The organism is Haliea atlantica (genome assembly GCF_054779855.1).
The window spans coordinates 255,920-267,951 of sequence record NZ_BAAGXL010000005.1 but is presented as its reverse complement, the minus strand read 5'-3'; the positions used below and the strand labels follow the sequence as shown (position 1 = coordinate 267,951).

Genomic DNA, 12,032 nt, shown 5'->3' with positions numbered 1-12,032 from the left:
CTTACAGAACCAACTCTGCCAGCTGGCGCAGGAAGGCCTTGTCGCCGTTCACCAGCAGGGTCGTGACCGGTGAACGCCGCCAATCTTCCAGCTTCTCGCGAATCCGCCCCACTGGCCCGCTGAGGGATATCTCGTCGGCAAACTGATCCGGCACCGCAGCGATCGCCTTGTCACGCTCGCCGGCAAAAAACAGTTCCTGGATCTGCTCCGCCTCGTCGGCGAAGCCCATCCGCGCCATCAGGTCCTTGTGGAAGTTGTTCTTTTTCGAGCCCATGCCGCCGATATAGAACCCGAGCATGGCCTTCACCGGATACAACGCCTGCTGCAGATCGTCGTGAATGTTGACCATCACCGTGGGGGCAATCTCGAAGCCCGGGCCAGCGGCGGTGAGCTGGCTGGCGTAGACTTCCTGGCGATAGGGGGAGTAGTAGAGCGGCAGCCAGCCATCGGCAATTTCCGCCGTCTGGGTGACATTCTTCGGGCCCTCTGCGCCAATCAGGATCGGCACATCGGCGCGCAGGGGATGGGTAATCGGTTTCAGCGGCTTGCCCTGTCCCCAGGCGTTCGGGCCGTGGTAGGGCAGCGGGTAGTGCTCGCCGTCATTGGTGACCGGTTCCTCCCGCGCCAGAATCTTGCGAATGATGCTGACGTATTCCCGGGTGCGTGCCAGGGGCTTGCCGTAGGGCTGGCCATACCAGCCCTCCACCACCTGGGGGCCGGAGACTCCGAGGCCCAGCATCATGCGCCCGCCGGACATGTGATCGAGGGCGAGGGTGGCCATGGCGCAACTGGCCGGGGTGCGCGCAGAAAGCTGGGCAATCGAGGTACCCAGGCGGATACGCGAGGTCTGGGCCCCGATCCAGGCCAGCGGGGTAAAACAGTCATTGCCCCAGGACTCCGCGGTCCACACCGAGTCAAAGCCCAGCTGCTCCGCCTCCTGGGCCAGCTCGACAAAATCCGGTGGCGGGCTGGCAAACCAGTAACCCAGTTGCAGTCCCAGTTTCAGTGTACTCATCGCTCAGCTTCCTTTTATGATTATCAGAATACGCTCAACGCAATCGGTGAACACCGCCCGCGCGCTTTTTTGCTTCAAGTGCTGCACCACCTCGGCCATCAGTGCCGCATCCTCTTCCGGCAGGCTGCGCAGGTCCGAGGCACTGACCCGGGAGCCGGAGCGCCGGGCGGCAATTTCCATGTAGACCGCCGAGATAATGGTACTGGAAACCCACTGCACCGCATCCGCCAGCGCCCGCCCCTTCAGTCCCGCACGCTGTAGAATACGCGCAAGCCCGGCCAGCTGGCTCAGCCAGGGACGGGCCACATGCTGCTGCCAGCCGAGAATGGTGAACAGCGCCGGGTTCTTGAGAAAATAGTCGCGCATGGCGAAGGCCCAGGCGCTTAGCTGGGTCTCCCAGTCGGCGTCTGGAATCTTCGGGTTCAGGTCACCCAACAAGCGTTCCGCGACGGCCTGCAGCAACTCGTCCCGGTCCGCCGCGTAGCGATAGATGGCCATCGGGGTGATCCCCGCCGCCCTGGCCAGCGCATTCAGCGAGAGGGGCCTGTCCGGCTCGGCGGCCATCAGTTCGATGGCCTTGTCCACCAGGTCCTCCAGGGAGGTCTTGGGCGGGCGCCCCCGGCGGGGCCGCGGCGCGCTCACAGCTTTTTCCACTGCGGTGCGCGCCCTTCCTGGAAGGCCTGCATGGCCTCTTCCATGCAGCCCGTGAAATAGCCCAGTACCTGGGTGCGGTTCTCCAGCTCCATGACGTGGCGCAGGCTGGCGGCATCCTGGTTGATGCGGAGCCCCTTGCGGGTCATCCACACGCCGTATTCGCTGTTGGCGCGGATTTCCCGGGCGACACCCAGGGCGGTCTCAAGCAGGACTCCGGCTTCCACCACCCGGGACACCAGCCCCAGTGCCCGCGCCTGCTCTGCCTCGATCACCCGGCCGGTCAGCATCAGCTCGCTGGCGGCGGACACGCCGACCACCCGCGGCAGCAGGTAACTGGTACCCACGTCGCAGGACGACAGCCCGGTCTTGATGAAGACAGCGCCAAATTTTGCCGCCGGCGAGGCCAGGCGGATATCGCAGGCCAGGCTGATCGCCAGTCCACCGCCCACCGCCGCACCCTGCACTGCCGCGATCACCGGCTTGTCGCACTCGTGGATCGCCAGCACCATGTCGGCCAGATATTCCTGGTACTTGTAGACATAGCCCAGCTGGCCCATGCCCTCGGTGCCGGGCACCGAACCCGGCGCGGCGTCCGAGGCCTTGAGATCGGCCCCGGCGCAGAAGCCCTTGCCCGCGCCGGTCAGGATGACCACCCGGGTGTCGCGGTCGCGGTTCAGGCCACGGAAGACCTCGGTGAGTTCGCCGATCAGGCGTTCGTTCAGGGCGTTGAAGCGCTCGGGCCGGTTCAGGCGCACTTCCAGTACGCCCTCTTCCAGCACCTCCAGCTCAACGGTCTCGTAGTTTGCGCGTGTCATGGTCTGTCTCCGGTCTTTTCCATCGCTTGCAGCGCGTGCTCTTAAAGCAATGCGGCCTCGGGGTCGCGGGCAATGCAGCGCCCCAGCTGCTCCAGTGCATGCCCCAGACCACCAGACTCCATCTCGTACTGCCGCGCCCACACTGCGTAGCGCCACAGGGGATAGTCCTTGTCATGGCCGAGGCCGCCGTGCACATGCTGGGCACTGGCCAATACCCGGTGACCGGCCTCCGCAGACCAGGCCTGTGCGCTGCGCACCGCCAGCTCCGCGTCTTCCTGCTGATCCAGAGCCACCACAGCGGCTTCCGCGGCCATGCGCAGATTCATCATGTCCGTCCAGGTGTCTGCCATGCGGTGAGCAACAGCCTGGAAGGAGCCAATTTTCACGCCGAACTGCTCCCGTTCACAGACGTGCTCCCGGGCCAGCTGCAGCGCGGCGTCCACCACGCCCACCTGGGCCATGCAGTGGGCCGCTGCCTGTCGCTGCTCCAGCCAGGCAAGCATGGCGGCGTCGCCCAGGATCTCCACCGGCGCACTATCGGCCTGCAGCAGGCCCCGGGGTTCCAGGCCAGTGCTGACCTGGGCCTGCCAGCTCAGGCCGACAGCATCACGCTTCACCAGGCAGAGAAACCAGTCATCGCCCTGCCGCGCCGGCAGCACGACCGCATCGCTGCCTTCGCCATGGGCGATGGCGCCGAGCTGACCCGACAACCGTCCATCGTCAAGACGCAGAGTGTTGCCCTCGTGCCGGGTGCTGCAAGCCAGCCAGCCCTCGCCCTCCAGCTGCGACGCGGCCAACTCGTCACCCGAGGCCCGCTGCAAGGCCATGGCCGCCAGGGTGTGGCCGATCAGGGGCACCGGCGCCACATGGGCGCCCAGCTGCTCGAACACCAGCCCGGCTTCCTGAAAGCCCAGTCCCGCACCGCCGGCTGTTTCCGGCAACGGTATGGCCGTCAAGCCCGCGGACTTGAGCTCCGCCCACAGCTGCCGATCCAGGCGCTTCCCGCTGGCCTCGAGGGCGGACAACTGCTCCGGCCCCGCGTGATCACGCAACAGCTGCGCCGCCAGCGCGCGGATTTCCAGCTGCAGTTCACTCCATGCAAAGTTCATCGTTGCATCCCTCTCAGCGTTTCGCGCGCGGCAGACCGAGGCCGAACTGGGCAATCAGGTCGCGCTGGATCTCGTTGGTGCCACCGGCAAAACCGTAAACCGGTACCGAGCGATAGATCAGCTCCAGCTGCCCCTGCAACAGGGCCCCGGGTGACCCGCGCTTGAGCACACCATCAGGGCCCAGCACTTCCAGCATCTGTCGGTAGCAGTCGAGGAAGGCCTCGTAACCGTAGACCTTGACCGCGGAGGCGTCGGCAACATCCAGGGACCCCTGGGCAATCGCCCAGGCCTGCTTGCGGCAGGCCAGCTGCAACACCCGGAGCTGGCTGTACACGCTGGCCAACAGGCGCTGCACCCGGGGCGTCTCGATCAGCAGCGCGCCACTGCTATCGCGGGTGTTGCGGGCGTGCTCCACTGTCTGCTGATAGAGCAGATTGGCGGTCCCGGGGTTCATCAGCGTCAGGCGTTCGCGGTTGAGCTGGCCGGTGACCACCTGCCAGCCGCGGTTCTCCTCGCCGATCAGGTTCTCCATCGGGACGCGCACGTTGTCGTAATACGTGGCATTGGTCTCGCCGTCCCCGACCGTGTAGATCGGGGTGAAGGAAAAACCTTCCGCGCTGGTGGGCACCAGCAGGATGGAGAGGCCCTTGTGCCGCGGCAGTGTCTCGGGGTCTCCGGTGCGCACGGCCAGGAACACGTAGTCGGCAATATGGGCCAGGGAGGTGTAGACCTTCTGCCCATTGATCACGTAGTGATCGCCATCGCGTTCCGCTCGGGTGCGCAGGGCCGCCATGTCGGTCCCGGCGTGGGCTTCGGAATAGCCGATCGCCACCACCAGCTCCCCGGCGAGGATTTTCGGCAGCAGCGCCTCGCGAATCGCCGGGCTGGCGAACTCCGCAATCGCCGGACCGATGGACTCGGTCGTGAGGTAGGGAAACGGCAAGCCGGCCCGGGTCACCTCCTCGATAAAGATGTACTGCTCAATGGGGCCGTAACCGCGGCCGCCCCATTCCCGCGGCCAGCCCAGCCCAATCCAGCCATCGCTGCCCATCTGGCGCATGGCCTGACGCCACAGGGGGCCGCCGCCCTCGTTGGCCAGGGGCTGGGCCAGCTCCTGCCGCAACTCGGGGGTCATGATGCCGCGCATGTAGGCGCGAAATTCGTCGCGCAGGGCGCGTTGCTCGGGGCTGAAGTCGACGTCCAATCCGGGGCTCCTCTGGATCATTTAATATATAATTTATATAAATAATAGGGCAGCACGGCGGTGCATGGCAACACGCTATTCATGCTGCGACGAGAAGCTGCGCAACAGCACCGGTGTTCGGCCTCGACTACAGTTGCCGCAAAGGCTTCAACCCAGGGAGGAAACCGGCATGCAACAGCCTCGCCACATCCAGTGCAAACGCGTTTACGAATCCCCCGCCAGCAGCGACGGTTTTCGCGCCCTGGTCGATCGCGTCTGGCCCCGGGGCATCAGCAAGGATGACCTCGCCGCCGACGGCTGGTATCGGGACCTGGCACCCTCGAATGCGCTGCGCAAATGGTTCGGCCACGACCCGCAGCGCTGGGCCGGCTTTTACCAGAAATACCACGCGGAGTTGCGCGAGCGGCAGGACGACCTGGACCAACTGCTGGAGGACTGCAACGGACGAATGCTCACGCTGCTCTACGCCGCGAAGGACACCGAACACAACAATGCGGTCGCGCTGAAGATGTTGCTGGAGGGGAAAAGCCAACCTTGACGCCTTGTTTGACATTGCATCGACGGCATACCTATCGGTGATCCGTGGGCATACCCACGCCGAAAGCCTTGCGTCGAGCCCGGTACGTCCCCGCAATCAAAGCGGATACTGGAAGCCCACGCTTTCCTCGCTGATCTGCCACAGACGCTTCGCGGCCTCGTCGTCCCGCGCCCAGGGTTTGGGTCTTTTCGGCTTGCAGTTGACGAAGTATTCGCCCGAGGTATCCGCGACGGCGTCGCTGGTGCAGAGGTACAGGGAAGTCTCCGCGCCCTGCTCGGGCGACTTGAAGAAGGGCTTGAGCAACAGCGGCATCAACCGGCTGGCAATACCCCCGTTCTGCGAACCGAGCGAGGTGGTCACGGCACCGGGGTGCAGGCAGTTCACGGTGACATCCCGCCCGGCAAGACGCCGGGCCAGCTCGCGGGTAAACAGGATATTGGCCAGCTTGGAGCGCCCGTACTCCCGGAACATCCGGTAGCCACGCTCGGCTTGCAAATCATCGAACTGCATACCGCGCACGAAGGCGTGGGCGGCCGAGGCCACGTTGACGATACGCGCCTGCGGCGCCCGCAAGATGGCCGGAAGCAGCAGGCCAGTGAGCAGAAAAGGGGCAAAGTGGTTCACCGCCAGGGTCTCCTCGAAACCGTCGACGGTCAGCTGGCGACGCGTGTAGATTGCACCGGCATTGTTCAGCAGGATGTCGATCGGGCGATCAAGGCTCAGGCAGTCGGCGGCCGCTTGCCGCACGCTGGCGAGGGACGCCATATCCAGGGGAACCACCCGCGGGGTGCAACCGCCCCTGGCGACAATCTCGTCAGCCAGCGCGGAGGCTTTTTCCGGGCTGCGGCAGAGCAGGGTGAGGTCAGCCCCATCGGCGGCCAGGCTCAGCGCACTCGCGCGCCCGATGCCCGCCGTAGGGCCGGTGATGACAATGTGTTTGCCTTGCAGGGTCATGTTCCGTCTCCAGACGCGTTATTATCCTGTCGGATTGTACGCGCCCGGAGACCGATCAGTCGCCTCAGTACTCGTACATCACATCGATACCGAAGCTGCGCGGCTCGCCGTAGGTGTTGATGGCGTGGCCGATGGCGCCGAAGTCGATGCCGTACTCGCGGTACTCCTTGTCGGTCAGGTTGCGACCCCACAGGCCGGCCCGCAGGCTGCCGGCGGCAACCGGGATGTCCGCCAGGTTCAGTCGTGCATTCAGCAGGTTGCGGCTATCCGCCGAGTCATGCTGGAACTGCCGCGGGTTGAAGCGGTATTCGTCCGTGTACACCGATTCCAGCGAGGCACTCAGGGCACCGAAGCGCGTCGGCTCGAAATCGTAGTTCACCATCAGACGTGCCGTGTGGCGCGGCGCATTGGAGGCGCGTGCCGTGTCCGAGACATCCACCGACACGCCGTCCAGAGTGACGAAATACTCGTTATAGTCGTAATCCAGATAGCCGTAGGTCAGGTCAACCGTGAGGCCGGGGAGCGGCAGCGCGGTCACCTCGAACTCGAAACCGGTCAGATCGGCCTGACCCGCGTTGGTGACCACCGTGGAACCCGACTGGAAGTCGGCGATCTGCAGGTCGGTATAGTCATAGAAGAAAGTCGCCGCGTTCACCCGCAGACGACGGTCCAGCCAGTCCGACTTGATGCCCAGCTCGTAGTTGACAATTTCCTCCGGGTCCGCGGTCAGGTTGAAAGCGGCCTGGCTGGAGGAGCGGATCGGATGGCTGCCCGCGGTGTAGCCGGTAGCCACCTTGGCGTAGACATTGGTGTCATCGTTCCACTGGTAGTCCACGGTCAGCGAGGGATTGAAGCTGTCCCACTCTTTCTCCACCGTCCAGGGCTCCGCCCCGGTATCCAGGATCGACGCGGCTTTCTCATCCCAGGTCTGGCGCAGGCCGAGGGTGATGCCGAGGCGGGAATCCAGCCACTCGGGGGTGTAGGTGGCCTGACCGAAGACGGCGTAGGAGGTGTTGTCGACGGAGTAGCTTTCGCCCAGGCCCGCGGGCGCGGGGATAAAGCGGGTGGACAGCAGTGTGCCGTTGAAAGGCACCAGCGCATCCCAGAGGCTGTTGAACTCTTCGCCTTCGTCCTCGTAGTAGTACAGCCCAACGATGTACTCCAGGCGATCGTCCATGGCACTGCCGAGGACCTGGAACTCCTGGGACCACTGCTCGTGGTCCTTCTGGTTGCCACCGTTGCGCTCGGTCGCGTTGTGGAAGACCGGTACGCTCCAGGCGCCGCCGTCATTGTCCGTGCCACCCGGGGAAACGCGAATTTCCATTTCCCGGTAGCCGGTGATCGACTTGATGTCGAAGTTGTCGGCACTCCAGGTCAGGGTCAGGCTGTGGCCGCGGATGTCGTAGCGCTCCTCGCCGACGTTGTCGAGGTTGAACCACTTCTTGCGGTCGTCAGTGATGCCGGACTCGATCATCTGGCGGAAGGGGTGATTTTCCGCCCCCGGCAGAATCACGCCGGTGGGAGAAACGACCGGCAGATTGACGTAATCGGGATTGGCGTAGCTCAGCTGGGACGGGCGCGAGGTACCCTCACCCCAGGTGCGGTCCAGGGAGTAATCGGCGGTCAGGCGGTCCGACAGCTCCCAGTTCAATGCCAGGCGGTAACCGCTGGTATCATCGCGGCCGAGTTCACGCGGGCCGCGGGGGTTGCTGTTGCGCGCCCAGCCCTCGTAGGAGCGGTCCAGGTAGGACAGTTTTGCAGCCAGGCCACCCATGCGCGGCAGGTCCAGTGTGGTCTGCGAGCGGGTGCGGCCAAAGCTGCCCAGGGTCAGCTTCTGCTTGAAGCCGAATTCCCCCAGGGGCCGCGCGGTAATGATGTTGATGGCGCCGCCGGTGGTGTTCTTGCCATACAGCGTGCCCTGGGGGCCGCGCAGGACTTCGATGCGCTCGAGATCGGCGATGTCGAAAATGGCACCGGAGTTCTTGCCAATGTAGACACCGTCCAGGTAGAGCCCGACCTTGGCGTCCTGGGCCAGGGACGGCTCGTTGGAAGAGACACCCCGCACCGAGGCCGACATGCTGATGTTGCTGCTCGGGGTGGTCAACAGAATGGTGTTGGGGACGCGGCCGGTAATGCCGGAGACATCCACGATGCCCAGGTTCTCCAGTGATTCACTGGTGAAAGCGGTGACCGCCACGGGTGTATCTTGCAAGCTCTCCTGGCGCTTCTGCGCCGTCACGATCACCTCTTCCAGGGCGACCGCGCGACCGGCACTGTCCTGTGCTGTCGCGGGCAGAGCCAGGGCAGCCGCCAGGGTGACCAGACTCGCGTGCTGCAAGCTACGTTGAATTATTGCATGACTCATGAGCAGCCTCTTCATACGGGGGTGAGAAAAACGCCCGGAGCCTAGCCGCTTTGAACACTTGATTCAATCACATGCCCCTCAGGAAGCGGCCCGTGGTTCAGCTGCTTGATCCGCACTGGCTTCCCGGGCCGCCGACACCGGTCTGACTATGCGTACTGCCCGGTCACTGCCGCTTTCCCGACAGGGACAGGCGTACTACCATGGCGCCCGGTCGTGGCCGACCCCGGTCCGCCCTTCGTCTCACCACCGATTTCGAGCGCCCCAGCCGGGGCGATAACTCGGACGCCAGAGAGAGCCTGTCATGAGCAACCCCGCCTTCAAGACCCTGCTGTCACCCACCCGCATCGGCAAGCTGGAGCTGAAAAATCGCATGGTGGTGACGGCCATGGGCGCAAACTTCGCAGAGCCCGACGGCAGCGCCAGCGACCGCATCATTGCCTACCACGAAGAACAGGCCCGCGGTGGCGCTGGCCTGATCATCACCGGTGCCACCGGGGTGGCCTTGCCGGTGGGACGCGTACAGGGCTGGCAGGTGGGGATCTCCGAGGACCGTATGATCCCCGGCCTGCTGCGGCTCACCGAGGCCGTGCATCGCCACGGGGCCAAGATCGCCGCGCAGCTGCACCACGGTGGCCTGGTGGCCGGCGACAGCGCCCGGGACGGCCTGCCCCTGTGGGCACCGGCTGTTCCCTCGCCGGTGAAGGACGCCGACTTCCTGAGTTTCTTCCTCGAGAGTGAGCTGGCCAAAATGGCCGAGGGCATGAGCGGACCGCCGAAGGTCAAGGTCCTCGAGAAGGATGACATCCAACTGGTGGTACGCCAGTTTGCCGACGGTGCTCGCCGCGCGCGCCAGGCGGGCTTCGATGGCGTGGAAATCCACGGTGCCCACGGTTATATCCTGTCCTCCTTTCTGTCACCCAAGGCCAATACCCGCACGGATGAGTACGGGGGCAGTCACGAAAACCGCGCCCGCCTGCTGCTGGAAGTCATCGCCGCCGTGCGGGCGGAAGTCGGGCCCGATTTCCCGGTGTGGGTAAAGCTGGATTCACGGGAAGTCGGCAAGAAGGGCGGCATCACACTGGAAGACGCCAAAATCACCGCACAACTGGTGGAAAAGGCGGGCGTGGATGCCATCACCGTCAGCGCCTACCACGAGACCGCCTACGGCAAGCTGCACTCGGAGTCCAACATCCCCCAGGTTCCGGCCGCCATGCTGCCGGCGGCCGCCGCAATCCGCCAGGTGGTCAAGCTGCCGCTGATCGCCTCGGGCCGCATTGAGCTGGATCTGGCCGAGGCCGAACTGCAGAAGGGCACCTTTGACCTCCTCGGCATGGGCCGCAAACTGCTGGCGGACCCCGCCCTGCCCAACAAGATTGCCTCGGACCGCGCCGAGGATATCCGCCCCTGTGTCTACTGCGTCACCTGCGCCAGCGCCATCTACACCCGCGACCCCATGCGCTGCGCGGTGAACCCGGACATCGGTTTCGAGCACCTGCGCCGCTCGCGGCCGCGCCCTGAAAACCAGCGCAAGGTGGCGATCATCGGCGGCGGCCCCGGGGGCATGGAAGCCGCCCGCCTGTTGGCCGCCGATGGCCATACGGTCACCCTGCTGGAGCGCGGCGCGCGCCTCGGCGGCACCCTGCAGTTCGCCTCCCTGGCCTACGAGCCCAACCAGCGCCTGCTGGAGTGGCTGCGCCGCCAGGTCGCGCAGGCGGGCATTGAGGTGCGCCTGAATACCGAGGCGAGCCCCGAGTTGCTGCGTGAGCTGGCCCCCGACTTGGTCATCGTCGCCGCCGGTGCCCGCCGCGACCTGCCAGAGATTCCCGGCAACGAGCTGCCCCATGTCTTCAGCGGCGACGACATGCGCAAGCTGGTCCTGGGCGAAAGCTCGGAGCGCCTGAAAACCAAGACCTCCTGGTTTACCCGCCTGGCCACCCGGGTGGGTGCCGCCAGCGGGATCAGCGGCAACCTGGACCTGGTGCGCAAGGCCACCCACACCTGGATGCCCCTGGGCAAGGAGATCGTCATCATCGGCGGCGAACTGGTGGGGGTGGAACTGGCGGAGTTCCTCCACGAACGCGGCCGCAAGGTGACCGTGGTCGACGAGGCGCCCCGCTTCGGCGCCGGCCTGCCGATCGTGCGCCGCATGCGGCTGCTGACCGAACTGCGGGAACACGGCGTGTCCCTGCAAGCCTCGGCCAGCGACATCCGGATCGAGAAAAGCGCCGTGCATTTCAACGATAGCGAGGGCACGCCAGTGGTCGCCCGTGCCGACCAGGTGATTGTCGCCAAGGGTGCCAGCGCCAACCCCGACGCCGCGGATAGCCTGCGCAGCGCGGGCTTCCATGTTATCGAGGCGGGGGACTGCACCGGCGTCGGCTACATTGAAGGCGCCATGCGCGACGCCCAGCGGGCGGTAGACAACGTCAACGCGTTCTAGCCGGCTGTCTCCGGCCACTGTTCCGGGACCAGGAAGAAGCGTTCCACCTCGCGCCAGTCGCCCCTCTCCGGGCTCTGGCGCAGACGAGCGAATAGGCGCGGCGGTCCCCCCGCGGCGATTCGCTCGGCAATCCCACCTGCCAACGCGGGCTCAGGGGCCTCGACCTGCCCCCAGGGCCCGATCCAGTGGGGCTTTTCCAGCGGCACCACATTGATCATCTGGTCGGGCGCCATGCTCGCCGCCCGTACCCAGGAGCCACGCAGGTGGTCCGCGGCCACGCCCGCCGGGGCTGCCAGCCGCTGCTCGCGGGGATAAAACAGGTAACCGGGCATCCACACCCGGGCGCGGGCGGGCTGTGGCAGGCCCAGCCGAGCCAGGGTCGAACGGGTTGCCGACAGCTCGCTGAGTCGCGCCTGGTGGGTCAGCAGACGTCCCGCCTTCAGATCCAGCCGGTCGCGGCTGTTGGGGCCGTACCAGCGAGTGGCCGCGTCCCCCGCTGCCCGGTATCCCAGGTAAAACTTGATGGCGATTTCGTGGTGTTCCACCCGGCCGTCAAGGGGATTGCGTACCAGAAAGTCCAGTTCCCCCAGGGTGCGCCCTCCCTCGCGTACCGGCAGGTTGCGGGCAATGACCTCCCAACCCAGTATCTCCTGCAACAGGCAGGCGTAGAGGGCCTCGAAATAATGGCCCAGGCGGCCAGTGGCCGCGGCTTCGAGAGTCGCCAGCCGATCGGCCCGCCCGGCAACAGCGGCCAGTCGCTCCGGCCAGTCCGTCGGAAGCCAGTGCGCAGGCGCCAGCTCATGCAGCAAAGCGGATTGCCCATCAGCCGGCCCCGGCAGCGCCAGCAAAGAGGGAGCAGTACAGAGCCACCTCAAATGCCGAAGAGCAGGCGAGCCCTGCACGCTGTTGCTAATGATAGTCGTTATCATTAAGATTGT

General features: G+C 65.5%; 10 protein-coding genes. 2 read left to right on the top strand and 8 right to left on the bottom strand.

Going from position 1 to position 12,032, the window contains the following annotated elements; genetic code table 11:
- Position 1 precedes the first annotated feature (1 nt).
- The 5 genes from ACYVGS_RS06445 to ACYVGS_RS06425 are packed head-to-tail and all read right to left on the bottom strand — an operon-like array spanning position 2 to position 4,797.
- Positions 2-1,015 (bottom strand): LLM class oxidoreductase, encoded by a 1,014-nt coding sequence (locus ACYVGS_RS06445; RefSeq protein WP_460587845.1) that lies wholly within the window; start codon positions 1,013-1,015, stop codon positions 2-4.
- A 3-nt stretch (positions 1,016-1,018) separates the two neighbouring features.
- On the bottom strand, positions 1,019-1,657 hold the full coding sequence (locus ACYVGS_RS06440; protein ID WP_460587844.1) for a TetR/AcrR family transcriptional regulator: 639 nt from the start codon (positions 1,655-1,657) through the stop codon (positions 1,019-1,021).
- The gene (locus ACYVGS_RS06435; protein WP_460587843.1) at positions 1,654-2,484 is read right to left on the bottom strand and encodes an enoyl-CoA hydratase/isomerase family protein; all 831 of its coding nucleotides are present in this window, start codon (positions 2,482-2,484) and stop codon (positions 1,654-1,656) included. The genes ACYVGS_RS06440 and ACYVGS_RS06435 overlap by 4 nt, the downstream gene beginning before the upstream one ends.
- A gap of 41 nt (positions 2,485-2,525) precedes the next feature.
- On the bottom strand, positions 2,526-3,593 hold the full coding sequence (locus ACYVGS_RS06430; protein WP_460587842.1) for an acyl-CoA dehydrogenase family protein: 1,068 nt from the start codon (positions 3,591-3,593) through the stop codon (positions 2,526-2,528).
- Positions 3,594-3,606: 13 nt separating this feature from the next.
- Complete coding sequence (locus tag ACYVGS_RS06425; RefSeq protein ID WP_460587841.1) at positions 3,607-4,797, bottom strand: acyl-CoA dehydrogenase family protein; 1,191 nt, start codon at positions 4,795-4,797, stop codon at positions 3,607-3,609.
- Positions 4,798-4,966: 169 nt separating this feature from the next.
- On the opposite strand from ACYVGS_RS06425, the gene ACYVGS_RS06420 reads away from it, so the two are divergent.
- On the top strand, positions 4,967-5,335 hold the full coding sequence (locus tag ACYVGS_RS06420; protein ID WP_460587840.1) for a DUF488 domain-containing protein: 369 nt from the start codon (positions 4,967-4,969) through the stop codon (positions 5,333-5,335).
- Between the two features lie 96 nt (positions 5,336-5,431).
- Here the strand turns inward: ACYVGS_RS06420 and ACYVGS_RS06415 are convergent, their stop codons facing one another.
- Together ACYVGS_RS06415 and ACYVGS_RS06410 are read right to left on the bottom strand one after the other, a co-directional pair.
- Positions 5,432-6,289 carry an SDR family oxidoreductase gene (locus ACYVGS_RS06415; protein WP_460587839.1) on the bottom strand — a complete coding sequence of 286 codons (858 nt, stop codon included), beginning with the start codon at positions 6,287-6,289 and terminating at the stop codon, positions 5,432-5,434.
- A 64-nt stretch (positions 6,290-6,353) separates the two neighbouring features.
- Complete coding sequence (locus ACYVGS_RS06410) at positions 6,354-8,654, bottom strand: TonB-dependent receptor (protein ID WP_460587838.1); 2,301 nt, start codon at positions 8,652-8,654, stop codon at positions 6,354-6,356.
- Between the two features lie 301 nt (positions 8,655-8,955).
- Between ACYVGS_RS06410 and ACYVGS_RS06405 the strand changes: the two genes are divergently transcribed.
- The gene (locus ACYVGS_RS06405; RefSeq protein ID WP_460587837.1) at positions 8,956-11,094 is read left to right on the top strand and encodes an oxidoreductase; all 2,139 of its coding nucleotides are present in this window, start codon (positions 8,956-8,958) and stop codon (positions 11,092-11,094) included.
- On the opposite strand, the gene ACYVGS_RS06400 is transcribed toward ACYVGS_RS06405, so the two are convergent.
- Positions 11,091-12,023 carry a DUF1853 family protein gene (locus ACYVGS_RS06400; protein ID WP_460587836.1) on the bottom strand — a complete coding sequence of 311 codons (933 nt, stop codon included), beginning with the start codon at positions 12,021-12,023 and terminating at the stop codon, positions 11,091-11,093. The genes ACYVGS_RS06405 and ACYVGS_RS06400 overlap by 4 nt on opposite strands.
- Between the last annotated feature and the right edge of the window lie 9 nt (positions 12,024-12,032).

What these genes read in the sequence shown, in the direction of transcription:
- ACYVGS_RS06400 (WP_460587836.1), bottom strand. Translation starts at nt 12,023, where the DNA reads ATGATAACGACTATCATTAGCAACAGCGTGCAGGGCTCGCCTGCTCTT.
- ACYVGS_RS06415 (WP_460587839.1), bottom strand. Translation starts at nt 6,289, where the DNA reads ATGACCCTGCAAGGCAAACACATTGTCATCACCGGCCCTACGGCGGGC.
- ACYVGS_RS06420 (WP_460587840.1), top strand. Translation starts at nt 4,967, where the DNA reads ATGCAACAGCCTCGCCACATCCAGTGCAAACGCGTTTACGAATCCCCC.
- ACYVGS_RS06405 (WP_460587837.1), top strand. Translation starts at nt 8,956, where the DNA reads ATGAGCAACCCCGCCTTCAAGACCCTGCTGTCACCCACCCGCATCGGC.
- ACYVGS_RS06445 (WP_460587845.1), bottom strand. Translation starts at nt 1,015, where the DNA reads ATGAGTACACTGAAACTGGGACTGCAACTGGGTTACTGGTTTGCCAGC.
- ACYVGS_RS06410 (WP_460587838.1), bottom strand. Translation starts at nt 8,654, where the DNA reads ATGAGTCATGCAATAATTCAACGTAGCTTGCAGCACGCGAGTCTGGTC.
- ACYVGS_RS06430 (WP_460587842.1), bottom strand. Translation starts at nt 3,593, where the DNA reads ATGAACTTTGCATGGAGTGAACTGCAGCTGGAAATCCGCGCGCTGGCG.
- ACYVGS_RS06435 (WP_460587843.1), bottom strand. Translation starts at nt 2,484, where the DNA reads ATGACACGCGCAAACTACGAGACCGTTGAGCTGGAGGTGCTGGAAGAG.